At 43.2% G+C, this 20310-nt stretch carries 19 protein-coding genes; 18 read left to right on the forward strand and 1 reads right to left on the reverse strand.

The window, feature by feature from the left end; genetic code table 11:
- Nucleotides 1-34 precede the first annotated feature (34 nt).
- The 17 genes from ORJ01_RS11995 (at nucleotide 35) to ORJ01_RS12075 (ending at nucleotide 16248) form a co-directional block, all read left to right on the forward strand.
- On the forward strand, nucleotides 35-823 hold the full coding sequence (locus ORJ01_RS11995) for a glycosyltransferase family 2 protein (RefSeq protein ID WP_306178223.1): 789 nt from the start codon (nucleotides 35-37) through the stop codon (nucleotides 821-823).
- Between the two features lie 37 nt (nucleotides 824-860).
- The gene (locus ORJ01_RS12000; RefSeq protein WP_306178224.1) at nucleotides 861-1631 is read left to right on the forward strand and encodes a glycosyltransferase family 2 protein; all 771 of its coding nucleotides are present in this window, start codon (nucleotides 861-863) and stop codon (nucleotides 1629-1631) included.
- A 4-nt stretch (nucleotides 1632-1635) separates the two neighbouring features.
- Entirely contained in the window at nucleotides 1636-2571 is a 936-nt protein-coding gene (locus ORJ01_RS12005) for an SDR family oxidoreductase (RefSeq protein WP_306178225.1), read from the forward strand.
- Between the two features lie 42 nt (nucleotides 2572-2613).
- On the forward strand, nucleotides 2614-3165 hold the full coding sequence (locus tag ORJ01_RS12010; RefSeq protein ID WP_306178226.1) for a sugar transferase: 552 nt from the start codon (nucleotides 2614-2616) through the stop codon (nucleotides 3163-3165).
- Nucleotides 3166-3319: 154 nt separating this feature from the next.
- Nucleotides 3320-3697 carry a four helix bundle protein gene (locus ORJ01_RS12015; RefSeq protein WP_306178227.1) on the forward strand — a complete coding sequence of 126 codons (378 nt, stop codon included), beginning with the start codon at nucleotides 3320-3322 and terminating at the stop codon, nucleotides 3695-3697.
- Nucleotides 3698-3715: 18 nt separating this feature from the next.
- The gene (locus tag ORJ01_RS12020; protein WP_306178228.1) at nucleotides 3716-5128 is read left to right on the forward strand and encodes an MBL fold metallo-hydrolase RNA specificity domain-containing protein; all 1413 of its coding nucleotides are present in this window, start codon (nucleotides 3716-3718) and stop codon (nucleotides 5126-5128) included.
- Nucleotides 5129-5191: 63 nt separating this feature from the next.
- The gene (locus ORJ01_RS12025) at nucleotides 5192-5494 is read left to right on the forward strand and encodes a nucleotidyltransferase domain-containing protein (protein WP_306178229.1); all 303 of its coding nucleotides are present in this window, start codon (nucleotides 5192-5194) and stop codon (nucleotides 5492-5494) included.
- Nucleotides 5491-5901 carry a hypothetical protein gene (locus ORJ01_RS12030; protein WP_306178230.1) on the forward strand — a complete coding sequence of 137 codons (411 nt, stop codon included), beginning with the start codon at nucleotides 5491-5493 and terminating at the stop codon, nucleotides 5899-5901. Before ORJ01_RS12025 ends, ORJ01_RS12030 begins: the two co-directional genes overlap by 4 nt.
- 269 nt (nucleotides 5902-6170) lie before the next feature.
- Nucleotides 6171-7346, forward strand: a complete 1176-nt coding sequence (locus ORJ01_RS12035; protein WP_306178231.1) for a nucleotide sugar dehydrogenase — start codon at nucleotides 6171-6173, stop codon at nucleotides 7344-7346.
- 131 nt (nucleotides 7347-7477) lie between these two features.
- On the forward strand, nucleotides 7478-8485 hold the full coding sequence (locus tag ORJ01_RS12040; RefSeq protein WP_306178232.1) for an NAD-dependent epimerase: 1008 nt from the start codon (nucleotides 7478-7480) through the stop codon (nucleotides 8483-8485).
- Nucleotides 8486-8601: 116 nt separating this feature from the next.
- The gene (galU, locus tag ORJ01_RS12045; protein ID WP_306178233.1) at nucleotides 8602-9510 is read left to right on the forward strand and encodes a UTP--glucose-1-phosphate uridylyltransferase GalU; all 909 of its coding nucleotides are present in this window, start codon (nucleotides 8602-8604) and stop codon (nucleotides 9508-9510) included.
- A gap of 81 nt (nucleotides 9511-9591) precedes the next feature.
- Nucleotides 9592-11574: a nucleoside-diphosphate sugar epimerase/dehydratase gene (locus tag ORJ01_RS12050; protein WP_306178234.1), complete on the forward strand. Its 1983-nt coding sequence runs from the start codon at nucleotides 9592-9594 to the stop codon at nucleotides 11572-11574.
- A gap of 134 nt (nucleotides 11575-11708) precedes the next feature.
- Nucleotides 11709-12110 carry a hypothetical protein gene (locus ORJ01_RS12055; protein ID WP_306178235.1) on the forward strand — a complete coding sequence of 134 codons (402 nt, stop codon included), beginning with the start codon at nucleotides 11709-11711 and terminating at the stop codon, nucleotides 12108-12110.
- A 71-nt stretch (nucleotides 12111-12181) separates the two neighbouring features.
- A complete protein-coding gene (locus tag ORJ01_RS12060) occupies nucleotides 12182-12883 on the forward strand; it encodes a YjbF family lipoprotein (RefSeq protein ID WP_306178236.1) in 702 nt (233 codons plus the stop codon).
- Nucleotides 12880-13614 (forward strand): capsule biosynthesis GfcC family protein, encoded by a 735-nt coding sequence (locus tag ORJ01_RS12065; RefSeq protein WP_306178237.1) that lies wholly within the window; start codon nucleotides 12880-12882, stop codon nucleotides 13612-13614. Before ORJ01_RS12060 ends, ORJ01_RS12065 begins: the two co-directional genes overlap by 4 nt.
- Nucleotides 13614-15716, forward strand: a complete 2103-nt coding sequence (locus ORJ01_RS12070; RefSeq protein WP_306178238.1) for a YjbH domain-containing protein — start codon at nucleotides 13614-13616, stop codon at nucleotides 15714-15716. Before ORJ01_RS12065 ends, ORJ01_RS12070 begins: the two co-directional genes overlap by 1 nt.
- 223 nt (nucleotides 15717-15939) lie before the next feature.
- Nucleotides 15940-16248: a DUF6170 family protein gene (locus tag ORJ01_RS12075; protein WP_226750136.1), complete on the forward strand. Its 309-nt coding sequence runs from the start codon at nucleotides 15940-15942 to the stop codon at nucleotides 16246-16248.
- 122 nt (nucleotides 16249-16370) lie between these two features.
- Here ORJ01_RS12075 and ORJ01_RS12080 read toward each other — a convergent pair whose 3' ends face one another.
- Nucleotides 16371-18254, reverse strand: a complete 1884-nt coding sequence (locus tag ORJ01_RS12080; RefSeq protein WP_306178239.1) for a propionyl-CoA synthetase — start codon at nucleotides 18252-18254, stop codon at nucleotides 16371-16373.
- Between the two features lie 176 nt (nucleotides 18255-18430).
- Here ORJ01_RS12080 and ORJ01_RS12085 point away from each other — a divergent pair, with 176 nt between their 5' ends.
- On the forward strand, nucleotides 18431-20293 hold the full coding sequence (locus ORJ01_RS12085; protein WP_306178240.1) for a bifunctional diguanylate cyclase/phosphodiesterase: 1863 nt from the start codon (nucleotides 18431-18433) through the stop codon (nucleotides 20291-20293).
- Nucleotides 20294-20310 lie beyond the last annotated feature (17 nt).

Raw genomic sequence — 20310 nt, forward strand, 5'->3', positions numbered from 1 at the left:
TTTTATTCCGTAATTTCTATTGAGGTGCAATTATTTGAACTCTTTTAATTCGATTGATGTACTAATTTCGACTTATGGTGATCGTATCGATAACTTAAAAACTGTTATTCAGGCTCCAAAGCCAGGTGTAAACTATTTAATTGGTCATCAAAGTCCAGTTCCTTATGATTTATTTTCTGGAAGAGATGATGTTCATTACTTTCAATTAGATAGCCTTGGTGTTGCTAAAAGTAGAAATTTCCTTCTCAATGTTTCAACTAGTGATATATGTTATTTTTGTGATGATGATATAATTTTAGCAGATGATTTTGATCAAGTTCTTTTCGATACACACAACAATGACAGTAGTGAAGTGATAACTTATTGTGTAAGAGATGAATTTGGGAATCCTCGAAAAAAAATTTTGAGCCCAACTAAAATCAGAAGAAATATTTTTAATATTCTATCCGTAGGTACAATCGAGATAAGTTTGAAAAGAAAAAGCCTTGGTTCTATTCGTTTCTCTGAGAATATGGGGGCTGGTTCACTTATCCCTGTTGGCGATGAGTCTGTTTTTCTATCAGAGTTCATTAAATCCCAAAAAGCAGTATGTTTTTTCAATCGTACAATTGCTTACCATCCACAAATTTCTTCCGGCTATGAATCTAATTATATGATGGTTTATGCTCGCGGTTATACTATTCGTAAAGTTTATGGCTTATTTTTAGGTTTTCTAGTTTTGTCAATTTTTTCTATTAAAAGGCCAAGTCTAGTTTTTAAACCATCAGTTGCAAAAGGTGTAATTAATTATATTAAAGGTTTTTTTGCTTATAGCTCTCTTTGATAATTACGTATTTTTTCAATGCTTATTTGGGTTTTATATGACATTAGTTTCTATTATTATGCCAAGTTATAATACTTCTAATTTTATTTTTTCAGCTGTTCAGAGCGTTTTAGACCAAACTTTTCAAGATTGGGAGTTGATTATAGTCGATGATTGTTCAACAGATTCTACCTGTAGAATTCTAAAAGAATTTTTTGATCCTAGAATTAAAGTAATAATAAACGAGAAAAACCTTGGCGGTGCATCTTCAAGAAATATCGCAATTAATGCTGCCAAAGGCAGATACCTAGCTTTTCTTGATTCTGATGATTTATGGCCTTCTTCTAAACTTGAAAAACAAATTTCTTTTATGCAGCAGTATGAAGTAGGTTTTTCATTTACTGGCTATTCCACTATTACTGAGCAGGATGAATTGATGCACAGTATTGAAGTCCCGGCACGTGTTAACTTCAACAAGTTACTCAAACATAATTATATTGGTTGCCTTACTGCGATTTATGATACAAAGCCTTTCGGGAAAATTTATATGCCATTGGTGCGAAAGCGCCAAGATTTTGCCTTGTGGCTTGAGTTGTTAAAGCGTTTTGATTATGCATATGGTTTAAATGAAAACCTTGGATACTATCGGATTAGAGCCGGTTCGCTCTCGGCAAGTAAGGCCGATGCTTTTAAGTATTACTGGCGTGTTTTACGCCAGGTAGGCGAGTGTAATGTGTTTAGTGCCTCATATAATATCGCCTGGTATTTGTTTATCGTTATGCTTAAAAAGAAGCATGTAAAGTTGTATAACCGAATATTCATAAGTTGATTGCGTGAATAATAACAAAATTCTTATTACTGGTACTACTGGCTTTATAGGTAAAGCACTTCTTGAGTGCCTGATTCACAGTGAATGCTTCATTGTAGCCCCCACTAGAAGGCCTCTAACAACACTGCCCAGCAATCTTGTAATGCCTGTACTATTTGATATTGCTGCACTACCAGATAGGCCTGACTGGTTTGATGGTTGCAAAATTGCTATTCATATTGCGGCAAAGGCACATGTCGCAGGTGAGCCAATAGCTTCATTTAGACAGGTGAATACTGAGGCGACGTTTAATCTGGCAAGACGTTGCGCTGAGGCTGGTGTAAAACGATTTATATTCCTGAGCTCAATTGGCGTTAACGGTATTAGTAACTTCGAACCATTTACTATGCTTGACACGCCTTCACCGGTTGAGGCTTATGCTGTATCGAAGCTTGAAGCCGAAATCGGCCTAAAGCAGATTGCTAAAGAAACCGGAATGGAGGTTGTGATTATTCGTCCGCCATTGGTATATGGACTAGATGCACCGGGCAATTTCGGTAAGTTAGCTAAGCTAGCACAAAAAAACCTACCATTACCCTTGGGTGCCATCCATAATAAGCGCAGTTTAGTAGCTCGGGATAACCTAGTAGATTTAATTATTACTTGTATTGATCACCCGAAAGCAGCTAACCAAACCTTTTTGGTGAGTGATGATCAGGATGTATCCACCACTGAATTACTGCAAATGATGACCCGTGCTGCCGGTAAAAAGCCAAGGCTTATTCCAGTGCCAGTAAGTTGGCTAAAGCTGGCGGGTAAACTAACCGGTAAACAAGCTGTGATTGATCGCTTGTGTGGTAACTTGCAGGTAGATATAAGCCATACTAAAGACACTTTAAACTGGAAGCCACCGGTTACGGTGGAAGAGGGGATTGCTCGCTGCTTCGCAGGGAGTGAATAGTGTTTAGTTTTGAGTGTTGAGTTTTTTTATTTTTGAGGTTTTATGTTGATTCGGTTGTTAGATATTATTTTTTCTTTTTGTGGTTTGGTATTTGGTTTTCCTGTTCTGGTTTTTTTAACTATTATTGGTTTATTTGATACCGGCTCGCCAATCTTTCGGCAAGTTAGGGTTGGGCGTAACCAAAAGCCTTTTACGTTGGTAAAATTTCGCACCATGAAAAAAGATACTGCATCAGTGGCCAGCCATTTAGCCAGTAGCAGTGCCATAACGCCTTTTGGTGGTTTTTTACGTAAAACGAAATTGGACGAATTGCCGCAATTATGGAATGTTTTAAAAGGTGAAATGAGCTTAGTAGGGCCACGCCCGGGTTTGTTTAATCAAGAAGAGTTAACGGCCGCTAGAGAAAAAATGGGTGTGTTTAAGGCGCGCCCGGGGATTACCGGTTTAGCGCAAGTGAATGAAATTGATATGTCTACCCCAGAGTTGTTAGCTGAAACTGATGCTAAGATGTTGGAAAACTTAACGCTTGCTGATTATTTTAAATACATTTTTATGACTGTTGCCGGAAAGGGTAGTGGGGATAGGGTTAAGTAGTGTTTAGTGTTTAGTGCTTAGTGCTTAGTGTTTAGTGCTCAGTGCTCAGTGCTTAGTGTTGAGTTTTAGTTTTGCTTTTTGTTAATGGTCTGTGTTTTTTTTTGATGGTTTGATGCTATAGATATTTCGATGTGAATTGAGTTGGGCCTCTATTATGTCGAATAATATCCAAAGAAAAGCTTTTGACTTCGCTGTGAGGGTGGTTAGGCTTTATCAATTCCTTGTAAAGCAACATAAGGAATTTGTGCTGTCTAAGCAATTGCTTAGAAGTGCTACCTCTATAGGGGCTAATATTAATGAAGCTCAAGCGGGTCAGTCAAAGGCAGACTTTGTCTCAAAAATGTGTATCGCTAGTAAGGAGTCGAGAGAAGCCCGATATTGGTTAGAGTTACTTTGCTGCACAGGTTATCTAGATAAAAACCAACCTCAAGTAATTAGTTTAGTTAATCAGAACGATGAACTGATTAAGATATTAACAGCCATAATCAAAACATCACAGCGTAAAACTAAGCACTCAAAACTAAACACTTAAAACTAAAGAGGTTCAAGGATGACCAAATTAGCTTTCCCGCCCACCTTTATCCACCACGGCGCTGTTGATGGCGTTACGGGTTCTTGCCATGAGTATCAGCTTGCGGCTGATTATGCTGTACTTATTGACTGCGGCCTGTTTCAGGGGGATGAACAAGGCAGCGGCAGCAATAAAGCTAATCTCGCTATTCAATTCCCTATTCATCATATTCAAGCACTAATTGTTACCCATGTGCATATTGATCATGTTGGGCGCATCCCTTATTTGTTGGCGGCTGGTTTTAAAGGGCCGATTTATTGCTCTGAAGCTTCAGCGCATTTGTTGCCTTTAGTGTTAGAAGATGCGCTTAAGGTGGGTGTTACCCGCGATGAAAAGCTCATCGCCGGTTTTTTAAGGGCGATTGGTCGGCAACTGGTGCCCTGTAAATTTAAGCAATGGCTAAATTTACCTACGTTAGAAGGTGAAGTGGTAGCGCAGTTTCGGTTACAAAAAGCCGGGCATATTTTAGGCTCGGCCTATGCTGAAATTAAACATCAGGTCGCAAACAAGCCCTTTATTACCGTGTTTTCGGGTGATTTGGGTGCGCCGTATTCGCCGTTATTACCCGCGCCTAAACCGCCTTATGCTGCCGATATTGTCGTGTTAGAAAGCACCTATGGCGATAAACTGCATGACGATCGGCGCCATCGCATCAAGCGCTTACAGCAAGTGTTGTTGCATGCACTGCAAGATAACGGCACTGTTTTGTTTCCGGCCTTTAGTATTGGCCGCACCCAAGAGCTGCTGTATGAGCTCGAGGCGCTCATTTTTAAACTAAAAGATCAGCCCATTCACCAACAACTGCGCTGGCAAGACCTCACCATTATTGTTGATTCGCCCTTAGCCGCAAAGTTTAATGTCGCCTATCAGCAACTCGCGCCGTTTTGGGATGCTGAAGCTAAACAGCGTTTACACTCTGGTCGCCATCCTCTGAGCTTCGCGCAATTACATACCATTGATAGCCATGCCGAACATTTAGCGGCGGTGAATTTACTTGCCAGCACCGGTAAACCGGCTATTGTTATTGCGGCAAGTGGTATGTGCGAAGGCGGCAGGGTGGTGAATTATTTAAAAGCTTTACTGGGTAGTCGCATTCATCAAATTGTCTTTGTGGGTTATCAAGCACGTGGCACCTTGGGGGCGGCTATTCAACAATATGGTCCGCGCGGTGGCTATGTTATGATCGACGGCAAACGGGTTGATATTCAAGCTGAAGTGTTGACGTTAAGCGGCTATTCAGCCCATGCTGATAAAAAAGGGCTGGTGCAGTTTATAAAGGGGATGCGCCGCAGGCCCCGGCAAGTTAGGATAGTGCATGGTGATGTTGCGGCGAAATTGGCGCTCCAGTCAGCGTTGGCAGCATATGTAGAAGATGTGGTGATTGCGGAGTGATGAGTGTTTAATGTTGAGTGTTTAATGTTTAATGTTGAGTGTTGAGTGTTGAGGGGTATTGCTATGAGACTAACTGAACAACAACAGCAAATTATCAGGCAAGTGTTTTTAAAACATTTTGGTCATAACTCTGAGTTACGCTTGTTTGGTTCAAGAATCGATGATAACGCCAAAGGTGGCGATATTGATCTCTACATTGAACCAGAATTTTGTTCTGTCGACGATATTGTTGAAGCTAAGCTCAATGCGCTTGTTGAACTCCGCCTTGCGCTGGGCGATCAAAAGATTGATTTGGTGATTAATCGTAAAAACGGAACCGCATTGCCCATTTATAAAATTGCTAAAGAGACCGGTGTTCCGTTATGAACAAGGCTATTTTTCAGGGGATCATTGAAGTATGTATAGTGCATGCAGAGCGCTTGCGCTGGTCCATGAGGTATTTAGCTGAAAAAGCCCCTTTTACTGCAGATAGTTTGGCGCAACTGACCGATATCGAACTGGCAATATTTGACCAATTTATCGTGCGTTTTTCTAAATTGCAGGATGCGATGGGTGCTAAGCTACTACCGGCGATAATAGATTTAACCCATGAAGAGGGTGAGCTTAATACGTTTATCGATAAATTGAACCGACTTGAAAAGATAGGTGCACTTGATTCAGTTGAGCAGTGGTTAAAACTCAGGGAAATGCATAATCAATTTGCCCACGACTATCCTGATGATCCGGAAATTCAGGCTGCCTTGCTTAATAAAGCTTTTGGTATCGCTGAGTAGCTATTACAGTGTCTTGAGCGCGTAATTCGTTTTGCTGCGAAATACGGTGGTTAGTTTTTAGTTTTGGCTTTTTTTAATAAGTTATTTCAAGTTTGACTATTTGCTGCTGCAGATCTTTCGATATGCATCTAATCGGTTTTTGTTATGTCGAATAACGCCTAAATTTGCAATTGCGTATTTTGCACGGTGATGTTTCGCCGAAGCAGTCGCTGCAAGAAGCATTGCTTGGTTTAGTGAATAATATTTTGATTGGTTAATAAAGGGACTCTATGTCAGGTTTAAAAATTGCCGTAGCCGGTACGGGTTACGTGGGGTTGTCGAATGCAATGTTGCTTGCTCAGCACAATGAAGTTGTGGCTGTTGATATCGTGCCAGAAAAAGTGGCGCTATTAAATGCTAAACGATCCCCTATTGAAGATAAGGAAATTAGTGATTTTTTAGGCAATAAAACGCTGCAATTTACTGCAACCTTGGATGCGGTTGCGGCCTACCGCGATACCGACTTTGTGATTATTGCTACGCCAACTGATTACGACCCCGTTACTAATTACTTTAACACCAGCAGTGTTGAAACGGTGATTCAAGCGGTAATGGCGGTTAACCCCAACGCGGTAATGGTGATTAAGTCGACTGTACCGGTGGGGTTTACTAAAGCGGCCAGCGAGAAGTTTGCTACTGAAAATCTGATTTTTTCACCTGAGTTTTTACGCGAGGGTCGGGCACTTTACGACAACTTATATCCATCACGCATTATTGTGGGTGAGCAAAGTGCTCGTGCAGAGCAATTTGCGGCTTTATTACAAGCGGGTGCGGTTAAACAAGATGTAGCTGTGCTGTTTACACACAGTACGGAAGCCGAAGCAATTAAACTATTTTCAAATACTTACTTAGCACTTCGTGTTGCTTACTTTAATGAACTAGACAGCTATGCTGAAAGCCATGGCTTAGATTCACGGCAAATAATTGAAGGTGTGGGTTTAGATCCACGTATTGGTAATCATTACAACAACCCGAGCTTTGGTTATGGTGGCTATTGTTTACCGAAAGACACCAAGCAGTTGTTGGCTAATTATAAAGATGTGCCGAATAACATCATTCAGGCAATAGTTGAGGCCAATCGAACGCGTAAAGACTATATTGCTGATGCAATTATTAAGCGTAATCCTAAAATTGTTGGTGTGTACCGCTTAGTAATGAAAGCTGGCTCTGATAATTTCCGTGCTTCGGCTATTCAAGGTATCATGAAGCGCATTAAAGCCAAGGGCGTAGAAGTGGTGGTGTTTGAACCCGAGCTGAAACAAGCTGAATTTTTTAACAGTCGGGTCATTACAAATATTGACGAGTTTAAAAAAATTGCTGATGTTATTGTCGCAAATCGACACAGTGATGTATTGGCGGATGTCGCTGACAAAGTTTACACCCGTGATTTATTTGGTAGTGACTAGCTTGTTTCATAAGCGGTAACCAGTTTGCTCAATGCACCGTCATTAGGCCCTTTGGGCCGGTTACTGCTGCGAAAGCAGCTAGTCACCAGCAGTATAGCTGTGAGTAATGTTTCAAAAAAGTTGGAGTTTAGATGCATTATTTAGTAACTGGCGCTGCTGGTTTTATTGGCTTTTATGTTTGCCAGCGTTTGTTGGCTGCAGGGCACAGTGTTGTTGGGCTTGATAACTTGAATGATTATTATCCGGTGCAACTTAAACACGATCGCTTAGCGCAGTTAGCTGGGAAGCCGGGGTTTCGGTTTATGCAAATGGATTTAGCCGACCGCGCGGGCATCGCAGCGCTATTTGCTGCTGAGCAGTTTCAGCGGGTTATTCACCTGGGTGCCCAAGCGGGGGTGCGTTATTCACTGGAGAACCCATTGGCCTATGCCGACAGCAATGTTATTGGCACCCTAACTATTTTAGAGGGCTGCCGGCATAATAAGGTTGAGCACCTGGTGTATGCGTCGTCGAGTTCGGTGTATGGTATGAACGCGAAAATGCCGTTTAGCACCACCGACCGGGTGGATCATCCGGTTTCGCTTTACGCCGCAACCAAAAAGTCGAACGAGTTAATGGCGCATACTTACAGCCACTTATATGGCATACCTACCACCGGCTTACGCTTCTTTACTGTGTATGGCCCTTGGGGCCGCCCAGATATGGCACCGTTTTTATTTACCAAGGCTATTTTAGGCGGTGAACCGATTAAAGTGTTTAATCATGGCCAGATGATGCGAGACTTTACTTACATTGATGACATTGTTGAGGGCATAGTGCGAATTCAGGCCAAACCACCTGTTGCACAACCACAATGGGATGGCAGTAATGCTTCAGAAAGTTTTGCCCCGTATAAAATCTTTAATATTGGTAACAATCAACCCGTAAAGTTAATGGCGTTTATTGAGGCCATAGAGCAAGCCGCCGGTAAAACAGCGATAAAAGAATATTACCCGATGCAAGACGGTGATGTGCCGGCCACTTATGCTGATATTGATGATTTGCAAGCCGCTGTGGATTTTACACCTGCCACATCAATTGACTTGGGCATGCAGCGCTTTGTGGATTGGTATCGGGGGTATTATAATGTTGAGTGTTGAGTGTTGAGTGTTGAGTGTTGAGTGTTGAGTGTTGAGTTTTTAGTTTTTAGTTTTTAGTTTTTAGTTTTTTATAGTCAGCTATTAGTTTGGCTTTAGCAATTTTGAATGGAAGAAATATGCAAAAAAGTATTGTGCGTAAAGCAGTCATTCCCGTGGCGGGGTTGGGAACCAGGATGTTACCGGCTACTAAAGCTATTCCAAAAGAAATGCTGCCGGTGGTGGATAAACCGCTTATTCAGTATGTGGTGCAAGAGTGTATTGCTGCGGGCATTAAAGAAATTATTTTGGTTACGCACTCGTCTAAAAACAGCATTGAGAACCATTTTGATATTAGTTTTGAACTTGAATCGATGTTAGAAAAACGGGTTAAACGCCAATTATTAGATGAAGTACAAAAAATTTGCCCGAAAGATGTGACCATTATGCATGTGCGGCAAGGTCAAGCTAAAGGCTTAGGCCATGCGGTACTCTGTGCTCGGCCTTTAGTAGGTGATGCACCTTTTGCCGTGGTATTACCTGATGTGTTAATTGATGGCTACGACAGCGATTTAAAGCGCGATAACCTAGCGCATATGGCCACTTTATTTAGTGATACCGGTGTTAGCCAGGTAATGGTTGAGCCGGTGCCAATGGAAAATGTGACCAGTTATGGTGTAGCCGATGTGCAAGGTCAGCCGTTAGCGGCGGGCGAGTCCATTGCGATGACGGCGATTGTTGAAAAGCCGCCGGTAGATGAAGCGCCATCTAATTTATCCGTAGTGGGCCGGTATGTGTTTTCGTCTGATATTTGGGAAGCGTTAGAATATACGCCACTAGGCGCGGGTGATGAGATCCAACTTACTGATGCCATTGCGATCTTGATGAAAGCGCAGGCGGTAAATGCTTATCACATTAAAGGCCGCAGCCATGATTGCGGCAACAAGCTGGGCTATATGCAGGCATTTGTTGAATATGGCTTGCGGGATAAAAACCTTGGGCCAGATTTTCAGCAGTGGTTAACGGGCTTGCTCAACGCTAACCGCTAAAAAGGCCTTATTACGCTATACTATTTTGTAAAGTTGTTTATAAAGTTTGCCGGTGAGGTTGCCGGTAACTAGGAGTTCATCATGCTTGCATGGTTACTGGCGTTACCGCGCTCAGTGAAACGTATTATTTCGGTAGGTATAGATACCTTTTTTCTGGTGTTGTCGTTAGCTTTAGCGTACTTGCTCACGCAAGGGCAAGAAACACAGCAGCTGCAACCTATTGTTTTGGCTTTCGTTATTGCTTTGCCGCTTACCTTGTTTATTTTTACAAAACTGGGTTTATATCGTGCGGTTATTCGTTATGTCGGCCAGCATGCTTTAGGCGCGGTACTCTTTGGTATTGTGCTAAGTGCTATTGCACTGGCCAGTTTGTTCGCTGTTATGGGGGTACATGACCGTACTAACTTGGTGATTGTGTATGCCTTGGTTGCTTTGGTTACTTCGGGGGGTATTCGTTTAGGCGCCCGTATGTTGTTTCAGCCGAACAATAATGGCCATAAAACCCGAGTGTTAATTTATGGTGCGGGTTCTTCGGGGCGCCAATTGGCGCAAGCCTTATTAAACGGCGAACAATATCACCCGGTGATGTTTGTAGACGATGATACTACCTTGCAGCGTTCAACCATTTTAGGTATTCCGGTTAGTAGCCCAGACGGTATTGCCAGTTTAATTAAACAAAAAAATATTGGCCGGGTGCTACTTGCCATGCCGTCGGCCAGTCGCTCGCGTCGCCGTGATGTATTGGATCAGTTAGAAGAGTTACCGATCCCAGTATTATCTATTCCGGGCATGAGCGATGTGGTGAATGGCAGCATGCGTATTGATGAGTTGCAAGACGTAAAAATTGAAGATTTACTCGGCCGTGATCCGGTTGCACCAAAACTAAAACTGCTTAACGCCAACATTAAAGGCAAGGTGGTCATGGTAACCGGTGCTGGCGGGTCTATTGGCTCTGAGTTGTGCCGGCAAATTATTCGGTGTGAACCTATCACCTTGTTGCTGTTTGAGCTGTCCGAATATGGTTTGTATGCGATAGAGCAAGAGTTAAAGAATTTTATTTTGCAAGAAGGTTTGGATGTTACGTTAATTCCTGTTATGGGTACGGTGCAGCGACAAAACCGCCTTGAAACCGTAATGCGCACGTTTAAGGTGAATACCGTTTATCATGCTGCGGCTTACAAGCATGTACCGCTAGTTGAATATAATGTGGTTGAAGGTGTACGCAATAATGTATTCGGTACTTGGTTTACCGCTGATGCGGCTATTAAAGCCGGCGTAGAAACCTTTGTGTTAGTTTCAACTGACAAAGCGGTGCGGCCAACCAATGTGATGGGGGCGTCTAAACGCTTAGCCGAATTAGTGTTGCAAGCCTTGGCGCAGTATCAAACTAAAACCCGTTTTTGTATGGTGCGCTTTGGTAATGTGCTGGGTTCATCTGGTTCCGTTGTTCCTTTATTTAGGGAGCAAATTCGTAAAGGCGGGCCAGTGACTATTACGCATAAAGATATTATTCGTTATTTTATGACCATTCCGGAAGCGGCGCAGTTAGTGATACAAGCCGGTGCGATGGGCAAAGGCGGTGATGTTTTTGTGCTTGATATGGGCGAACCAGTCAAAATTTCTGATCTGGCAAAAAGAATGATCCACTTAATGGGTTTAGAAGTGCAAGACGAGCAGCACCCCGATGGCGATATTGAGTTGCGCTACACGGGCCTTCGACCAGGTGAAAAATTATACGAAGAACTGCTGGTGGGTAACAATGTGCGCAAAACTGAGCACAGCAGAATTATGGCTGCCGATGAAGTGTGTTTAACCTGGCCTGAAATGCAACATTTACTGCAACGGTTAGACAAAGCCTGTGATGAGTTTGCGGTGGAAGATATTATTGCGCTAATTCGTTCAGCACCAACAGAATTTAACTACAGTAATGCGACCAGCGATTTAGTGGCGAACGCGGCATGCGATGTGAGCACGGCGGCGCAAATTGCCTCTATTGCTAATGCAACCGCGCCGTTAACATTAGCGACAGTTAGGGATGAAAACAAAACACAGCAAATTGCCTAATGGTAATAAAGGTAATAGTGTCATCTAACTATGCGTAAATGAAATGAGTTAATTGAAACACAATGTCACGTTGTCAAACCCCATGTTATCGGGTATTCTTGTCAACAATATATTTTTACTTTAGAGGGATATTTATGAAAAAGTTAAGTTTAGCTGCGGCGGCTTTATTGTTGTCAATGGGTGTTAGTGCTCAAGCTACAAATACCGCTTCAACTACTGCGTCTTCTGTTACTACTTTTGGTTCATTGTCTGTAGCAACGTTAACTGCAGCAGGTGTTGCAGCAGCAGTAGCTGCGGCAATTGTGTCTAACGCTTCAGCTGACGGCTTGGTAGTGGATGGTGGTGATGGTGGTGATGGCGGCCCAACTGATCCAGTATTTACGCTGGTTTGTAACGAAGGCGACGGTGTGCCAGTAGATGGCGTTTGTACTAACAACAGCACCACAGTTACTGTTACGGGTACAGGTACAAACACGAGCACTATCAGTGTGCCAGTGACAACAACTTACCCAGCTATCGCAACTATTCTGCCATAATTGGTATTGTTAAAAAAAGCCGCCTGTTGGCGGCTTTTTTTTGAGTGTAGCTCACCTGAGGCTTTACCTTTATGAACTCGCTAGCGCGTATTTTACTGCTTGTTATTTTGAGCTTTTTATCAGGCTGTTCCAATACTTATCAACACTATGCCAATATGGCTAAACAAGTGTTCAAAACCCCAACAGATATCACCTTAACCTATAGCACTATTGTGCAGGCGAATAACGATTTTTTATACGTGCGGTTGGGTGAAAATTCGCGTATTGCCATGGGTTTAATGGCGGTTGATGGCGAGCAGATGAAATGGCTGTCGGCAGATCAATCTGTGTTAGTAACCGATCACGGCCGCATCATAAAAACCTTGGGTTTAAGTAATGATTTACTGTATGTCAGTAACCTGTTATCTGACCCCTTAAAGTGGAACAGCCTTAATAACAGTGCTTGGATCCGAGCTGTAGATTGGCACGCCGGTGAGTACGGCTATCAAATTCGCTCTAAGTTTTCTGTGCAGCAAGACCAGCTGACTTTTTTTACCCATTCGGTTAATACCATTAAAGTGATTGAAACGCTTGAGTATGATAATCCTGCTTCGTTTTGGCGTTTTGATCAACAATGGCAAAATGTTTTTTGGCTTGAGGCGAAAACGGGGCAGGTATTAAAAAGTCAGCAGCAATTACAACCTGGTACTCAGCCTTTAGAGCTGGTTTTTATTAGTGAAGTGGTGCGGCATTTGAATCGCGAAGGGCTATTTATCGCCGAGGATGCAATATGAAACTTATCACAGCACTATTTATGGGTTTATGTTGTGCCGCCAGTGGGGTGGTGGCAGCCAAGCCCGTAGTTGAAGTAAAAATGGGTTCGACTGAATTTAAATTTGAGCAGCAACCGCGATTAACTGAGGTGCTCGCACCTGTGGCGCTGCAGCAAGCCTGGTATTGGCCGGCAAGCCAGTTGTACCGTTTGGATGCTTTACAGCTTGAACAACAAAGAAGCGAAGCCTTAGCGTTAATCTCTGCGTTAATGCTCGATGCGGATGATGAGGTGCAACTTTTATTAAAACGGCTGGCTGACGAGCTTTCTTCTTGGCAACTGGCAGAAAAAATTCCGCTTGTTATCGATTATGATTTAGCCCGAGCTAAACAGGCATTTAATCCGCTTTTCGAAAGTGGTCATTATCGTTTGCAGTTAAAGGTTAGGCCAGTAGAAGTACCTGTGTGGGGTGCAGTGGCAAAAAATGTTAATTTACCACTGCGTTCAGCAACAAGCGTGCATGACTATTTTGACGCCATACCAGAACATCCAACAGCCGATACCAGCCGCTTTTATCTTATTCAACCCAATGGCAACGTCATTGAAATTTTGCGTGGTGCTTGGCAACAAGACCGAGTTGAGGTTATGCCCGGTTCAACTTTATATATTCCTTTTTCGCATGGTTATTTTTCTAAAGACTTTGCCGAGTTGAATAAAAAACTTCTAGCACTTGCCGTGAACAGGATGGATTAATGCAGAACATCTCTTCCGTATTTAAATTATCGGCGCTTGCCATCTTATGTATGCCCGGTGCAGCCTTAGCAGATGATACTTGGCAGCAAGCACCGGCGCGGGTATCTCAAGCTATTCATGGTGGTGTAGGTTTACTGCAAACGCCCACATCTCGCATGGCAGCGGATGGTGATCTTTCGCTTAATTATACCGATAACGAAGAATACCGTTTTTGGTCGGTCAGTATTCAGCTGTTCCCATGGATGGAAGCCACCGCACGTTATACCGATGTTCGTACTAGGCTTTATAGTGACTCGCCAGGATTTAGTGGCGATCAAACACTTAAAGACAAAGGCTTAGATGTTAAGTTTCGTTTATTACAAGAAAGCCGTTATTTACCTGAAGTGTCGCTGGGTTTTAAAGACTTTGGTGGCACAGGCTTATTTGAAAGTGAGTTTGTAGCTTTGAGTAAGCGCGCGGGTGATTTTGATTTTCATTTAGGAATGGGCTGGGGCTATTTAGGTACCGCCGGTAATATAACCAACCCTTTTTGTGAAGTGCGCGACAGTTTTTGTAATCGCCCTGGCGGCACTCTTGGTCAGGGGGGGAAAATTAGCTATTCAAAATTCTTTAAAGGCCCGGCTTCTGTTTTTGGTGGCATAACCTATCAAACACCGTGGCAACCACTAGTATTAAAATTAGAATATGAAGGCAACGACTATACCGAAGATCGTGCGGGTGTGTTAGCGCAAGACAGCCGCTGGAATGTAGGTGCGGCTTATCAATGGGATGATTTTACGTTTGATGTTAATTATCAGCGCGGTAACACCTTAGGTTTTGGCGTGCATTACCGGCTGAATATGCATGAAGCCAGCCAAATTAAGATCACCCCCGCTAAGCTGCCGGTAACGGGTGTTAAAATTGATTCGTCTGCCAATATAAACTTTAACCAGTTAACGCATAACTTATATTACAACGCCGCATTTTTACCCAAAAGTATTCGCATGACGAAGGATGAGTTTATTTTGCATGGGCAGTCTCTCAATTATCGTGATGATGTTGAGCTAACCGATCGGGTCGCGCGCGTGATTATTGCGCAATTGCCTGAAAATATTAAAACTATTCGACTTGTTGAATATGCTAGCCATATGCCGCAAGTTGAAAAGCTGATTAATGTGCAAGATTTTATTGATGTGGCACAGAACAATTTGTTCCAGCCTGATCTACGTTCAACCTATGTTAGACAACAGCCCGATGCTGCTGCGCTGGAGTTAGTTAATTTAACCGATGACCGTGGTTTTTATACCGGCTCTGAAATTTTTTGGGTGCAATCTTTTGGTAACCCAGAAAAATTCTATATGTATCAAGGCGGTTTATTTTTAGGGGGCGGATATCGTTTTAACAACCAATTTAGTATGAATGCCACGGCTAAACTTACCGTGTTAGAGAATTTTGATTCCTTTAATTTTAAAGTGGATGCTCAGGAGTCGGCATTACCTAGAGTGCGTACTTATGTTCGTGAGTATGTTACTCGCAGCAAATTATCGGTTGAAAACATTTATGGGCATTGGCAGCAAGAAATTGCGCCGTCAGTTTTTGCGCAAGCCTACGCGGGTTACCTTGAAACGATGTTTGCAGGGGCCGGGGCAGAGTTTCTGTATCGACCTGTTGATAGTACGCTAGCCTTTGGCGTCGATTTAAACTATGTAAAACAGCGTTCATACGAAAATGATTTTGGGTTTCTGGATTACAAAACCGTAACGGGGCATGTGAATGTTTACTGGCAACCTGAGTTTCTAAAAGACACCTTGTTAACCTTCAATATCGGTCAGTTTTTAGCTAAAGATAAAGGGGTTAATGTTGATTTTGCTAAGCGGTTTGATAGCGGTATCGTTGTGGGCGCTTATGCTGCGATAACGGATGTCAGTTCAGAAGAGTATGGCGAAGGCAGTTTCACTAAAGGCTTTTATATATCATTACCGTTTGATTTGTTCTCGATTAGCCCTGCTAAAGGCCGAGGCCGTATTCCATGGGTACCCATTGGTCGAGACGGTGGTCAACCGCTTAATCGCCCCATTAAGCTTATCGACAGGACCGAGAGCCGTTCACCGTTCTACGACTAACTAGTCGTACCGAAATCCGGTACAAGCCATGCCAGTTAAATACACTGGTATGGCCACACTCCGGTACTGGTTGTACCACACTCAGGCACTGGTACAACCACACTCCGGTACAAGTCAAACCTCTGACCACACTCCGGTGCCGGTCCGACCAGTCGATTTAGCCAGTTATAACGTAAACTAGTTTATTGAAGTTTATTAGTAGTTTTGTTTAAGGCGGTAATAGATGATTTATTTTAACAGTCAGAGTATCCCCGAGCTTGCTGGCTTGAATTTTTCTCAGCGAATGGAAGTGATTCGTACCGCAGCTGATAGGCTAGCAGCACCTACAAAAATAACTTTGAATATTATTAAGTTAATTATTCTTTCTACGTTATTTATTTTAATTGCTCGCGCTGAAGGTTTAGCCATCCCAGGTTATATTCTGTTATTGGTAGTGGTTTATCCGTTGATCACACGGCCTATTACTTTTTATTTATGTCGCTCACAGTTTGCCACAATTCGCCGGCAGCAGTTTCCAGAACAACAAGCTTAGTCTTTAGCATGCCCAAAGGTGTCTGAGTGTGGCCAAACCAGTACCGGAGTGCGGTCTGACCAGTGTCTGAGTGTGGACAAACCAGTACCGGAGTGCGGTCTGGCCAGTGTTGTAGTGGGGGGTTAGGTGATGCCGCGTTGTTTCATGATGTCGGCAATCTCTGGCAAGCTAGCTGGGTCGTCGATAGTGGAGGGGACTTGGTAGCTTTGCCCTTCACCTATTTGCCGTAACAGTTTGCGTAATATTTTACCCGAACGTGTTTTGGGTAGCCGAGGCACGATTAATGCTTTTTTAAAGCTGGCAACTGCGCCGATTTCTTGTCTTACTAACGCGACTAACTCTGCTTGCAGGGTCGTTTCATCAACGGTGATGCCGTTTTTCAGTAGCACGAAACCTACAGGCTGCTGACCTTTTAATTCATCAGGTAAACCGATAACACAGCATTCTGCTACGGCAGGGTGCGAGGCTAAAATCTCTTCCATTTCGCCGGTTGATAAACGATGCCCGGCAACGTTAATGACATCATCCGTGCGCCCCATCACAAACAGATAACCGTCTTCATCCAGGTAGCCGCCATCGCCGCTGCTGTAATAGCCTGGGAAGTTAGTTAAGTAACCGGCTTTAAAGCGCTCTGGATTGTCCCAGATGGTGGTTAAGCACCCTGGAGGCAGTGGCAGCTTAATTGCTATGTTGCCTTGCGTGTTGGCGGGTACAGCTTGTCCTGCATCATCTAATATTTGCACATGATAGCCAGGTACAGGTTTGGTTGACGAGCCTGGCTTGGCTGGCAGTAATTCAACACCGGCTAAATTGGCGCAAATGGCCCAGCCTGTTTCAGTTTGCCACCAGTGATCAATTACAGGTTTACCTAATACCTCGCAAGCCCATTGATAGGTGGGGGGATCAAGCCGCTCACCGGCCATAAAAACATGTTTTAACTGGCTTAAGTTATGCGGTTTTAACAGCTCAGCATGCGGATCTTCTTTACGAATGGCACGAAAGGCGGTGGGCGCAGCAAAAATGGCTTTTACGTTATATTCCGCACATACTCGCCAGAATGCACCTGCATCGGGTGTAAATACCGGTTTACCTTCATACAAAATAGTGGTGGCACCTGCAAGCAGTGGGCCGTAAACAATATAAGAATGCCCAACCACCCAGCCCACATCTGAGGCGGCCCAAAACACATCGCCGGCTTGAATATCATAGATAGCTTTCATGCTGTATGTTAAGGCAACCGCATGCCCGCCATTATCACGCACCACGCCTTTAGGCTTGCCGGTGGTGCCAGAGGTATAAAGGATGTAAAGCGGATCCGTACTTTTCACCGGCACGGCGTCTACGGCTGTGGCATTAAGCATTGCGTGTTGCCAATCCACATCCCGCCCTGCAACTAGGGTTGCAGGATCTTGCGGGCGCTGAAAAATGATACAGTGTTCGGGTTTAAATTCTGCTTTTTCAATCGCGCTATCAAGTAACGGTTTGTAGCTGATAACACGATTAATCTCGATGCCACAAGAGGCACTGATCACCACTTTGGGTTTAGCATCATCGATTCGGATCGCTAACTCATGCGGTGCAAAACCACCAAATACCACTGAGTGAATGGCGCCCAGTCTTGCTGAGGCTAACATGGCGATCACCGCTTGTGGGATCATCGGCATGTAGATGACCACACGATCACCTTTGGTTACGCCATGTGCTTGTAATACGCCGGCGAATTTTGCTACTTCATCGAGGAGTTGCTTATAAGTGTATTGTTGTTTGGTTTGCGTTACCGGAGAGTCATAAATTAGCGCAGTTTGTTCGCCACGGCCTTCAAGCACTTGCTGATCCAGTGCTAAATAACAGGTGTTAAGCTCACCATCGGCAAACCAGTGATAAACATTGTCATACTGGCTGATAATTGTTGTAGGCGCTTTATACCAAGCAATTTTACTAGCCTTGTGAGCCCAAAATTTAGCGGGATCAGCAACAGACGCTTGATATTCTTGTAGGTAAGACATGTTAGTATCCTTAAGGATGTTTAGTTATATAACCAATGTACAGAATTTATAATGAAATAAAACTAGACTTATGGCTAAGGCGCAATAGTTGAGCTACCACGTTTTGAGTGCTTGGCTAGCGCAATTTTGAATTTACAGATACACTTTTGAAGTATGTTTAAATTGGGAAGAGAATATTGTCTGTTAACCAAGACTATAACGTTGCTTTTTTTAGATTAGTTGCGGCGATTTCCGCTGAATTTGTGTTGAGTTCAGCTAACGAAGTGGATGACGTCATTAATAAAGCCATATCGCGTATTGGTATGTTTTATGGTGCTGATCGTTGTTACGTATTTATGTTTAGTGCCGACTTAGTGACTGCAAGTAACACACATGAATGGTGTGCCTCGGATGTTTCGCCTCAAAAATCGTGTTTACAAAATTTAGCTTCAGCAGAATTTGGTGGCTGGTTTAGCAGCTGGCAAGAGGGAGAGATCTCGCGTATCGCAGATATTTCCGTTTTAGAGCACACGTCAAATGAGTATCAATTGTTAGCCAGTCAAGGTATCAAATCGCTTTTGATGATCCCGTTACGCAGCAATACACGCTTAATCGGCATGTTTGGTATTGATATGGTGAAACAATTACAGGATTGGCCTGAAGCAGAAGTGGCCGGCTTAAGTCTGATTGCGGGTAATATTTGCGGCGCGTTATTGCGAAAAGAGGCTGAAGAAAAAGCAGAAAGTTTGTCGTTTTACGATACGGTAACCGGTTTGGCCAATCGGCAGTTAATGTTAGATCGGATCCATCAAGCCCAATTGCAAAGCCATCGTAATCAGTTTTATGTGGCATTACTGTTTATTGATGTCGACGATTTTAAAACACTCAATGATAGCTTAGGTTTTAGTAAAGGAGATGAAGTCCTTAAACTTATCGGCCAAGCGTTGCAATCGGTGTTGCCGCAGGGAGACACCATTGGGCGCTTTAGTGCAGATGAATTCTTAGTATTAAGCGAATTGTTTACTGCTGAGCGTTGTAAAGCGGTGCAGGCGGTAACGGAATTAGCAGCGCGTTTACAGTACGCACTCCTTTTTAATCACGATTTAATGTCGCTCAGAGAAAAAAACACCATCAGTATTGGTTGCACTTTGTTTTTGGGCGGGCAGCATGATACCGATGTTCTTATTACACAGGCCGATCTTGCCACTTACCAAGTAAAGCAAGCGGGGGGTAATGGCCTAAGCTTTTTTGACATGACATTACAGGAACAAGCTAACCAACGTTTGAATTTAGCCAACGAATTACGGCAAGCATTAAATCAAGCACAGTTTGAATTGTTTTATCAGCCACAATTGGTTCATCCGGGGGTCGTGCTGGGGGCTGAAGTATTGTTACGCTGGCGTCATCCCGAGCGCGGCTTACTTGGTCCAGATGCGTTTATTCGTTTTGCTGAAGAGACCGGCTTGATTGTGGAAATCGGTGAGTACGTGCTTTTTCATGCCTGTAAACAATTGGCTGTTTGGCAGCAAACGCCTAGTACAGCCCGTTTAGAACTGTCGGTAAATATTAGCGCTAAGCAATTAAAACAAGCTAACTTTTCAGATAAGGTGCTCGAAATTTTAAAACACACTGCTATTGATGCGTCGGCGCTGAAGCTGGAGCTTACTGAAAGTGTGTTGGTTGAAGATTTTGATAATGTTATTGGTATTATGCAGATTTTGCAGGCTAAAGGGATCCGTTTTTCTTTGGATGATTTTGGTACAGGGTATTCTTCGTTAGTCTATTTAAAGCGTTTGCCCTTATATCAATTGAAAGTTGACCGTAGTTTTGTTGCCGATTTACTGACAGATGAAAATGATCAGGCTATTGCGAAGATGATCATTTTATTAGGCCAGACCTTAGGATTAGAAGTGATGGCTGAGGGCGTAGAGACGGTGGAGCAGTTAAAAACCTTGTTCAAACTGGGATGTTACCATTATCAAGGTTACTATTTTTCTAAACCATTACCATTGAACTTATTTGAGCATTATTTGGCAAAAACGAGCCGGCTTTTGATTTAGTTTTCGAAAAGTCAACA

It is taken from the genome of Alishewanella sp. SMS8 (assembly GCF_030737935.1).
GTDB classification, from domain to species: Bacteria; Pseudomonadota; Gammaproteobacteria; order Enterobacterales; family Alteromonadaceae; genus Alishewanella; species Alishewanella maricola.

Excerpts from the sequence above, each read along its gene's own strand:
- ORJ01_RS12000 (WP_306178224.1), top strand. The coding sequence starts at position 861 with ATGACATTAGTTTCTATTATTATGCCAAGTTATAATACTTCTAATTTT.
- ORJ01_RS12010 (WP_306178226.1), top strand. The coding sequence starts at position 2,614 with ATGTTGATTCGGTTGTTAGATATTATTTTTTCTTTTTGTGGTTTGGTA.
- ORJ01_RS12015 (WP_306178227.1), top strand. The coding sequence starts at position 3,320 with ATGTCGAATAATATCCAAAGAAAAGCTTTTGACTTCGCTGTGAGGGTG.
- ORJ01_RS12020 (WP_306178228.1), top strand. The coding sequence starts at position 3,716 with ATGACCAAATTAGCTTTCCCGCCCACCTTTATCCACCACGGCGCTGTT.
- ORJ01_RS12025 (WP_306178229.1), top strand. The coding sequence starts at position 5,192 with ATGAGACTAACTGAACAACAACAGCAAATTATCAGGCAAGTGTTTTTA.
- ORJ01_RS12030 (WP_306178230.1), top strand. The coding sequence starts at position 5,491 with ATGAACAAGGCTATTTTTCAGGGGATCATTGAAGTATGTATAGTGCAT.
- ORJ01_RS12035 (WP_306178231.1), top strand. The coding sequence starts at position 6,171 with ATGTCAGGTTTAAAAATTGCCGTAGCCGGTACGGGTTACGTGGGGTTG.
- ORJ01_RS12040 (WP_306178232.1), top strand. The coding sequence starts at position 7,478 with ATGCATTATTTAGTAACTGGCGCTGCTGGTTTTATTGGCTTTTATGTT.
- galU (WP_306178233.1), top strand. The coding sequence starts at position 8,602 with ATGCAAAAAAGTATTGTGCGTAAAGCAGTCATTCCCGTGGCGGGGTTG.
- ORJ01_RS12050 (WP_306178234.1), top strand. The coding sequence starts at position 9,592 with ATGCTTGCATGGTTACTGGCGTTACCGCGCTCAGTGAAACGTATTATT.
- ORJ01_RS12055 (WP_306178235.1), top strand. The coding sequence starts at position 11,709 with ATGAAAAAGTTAAGTTTAGCTGCGGCGGCTTTATTGTTGTCAATGGGT.
- ORJ01_RS12060 (WP_306178236.1), top strand. The coding sequence starts at position 12,182 with ATGAACTCGCTAGCGCGTATTTTACTGCTTGTTATTTTGAGCTTTTTA.
- ORJ01_RS12065 (WP_306178237.1), top strand. The coding sequence starts at position 12,880 with ATGAAACTTATCACAGCACTATTTATGGGTTTATGTTGTGCCGCCAGT.
- ORJ01_RS12070 (WP_306178238.1), top strand. The coding sequence starts at position 13,614 with ATGCAGAACATCTCTTCCGTATTTAAATTATCGGCGCTTGCCATCTTA.
- ORJ01_RS12075 (WP_226750136.1), top strand. The coding sequence starts at position 15,940 with ATGATTTATTTTAACAGTCAGAGTATCCCCGAGCTTGCTGGCTTGAAT.
- ORJ01_RS12080 (WP_306178239.1), bottom strand. The coding sequence starts at position 18,254 with ATGTCTTACCTACAAGAATATCAAGCGTCTGTTGCTGATCCCGCTAAA.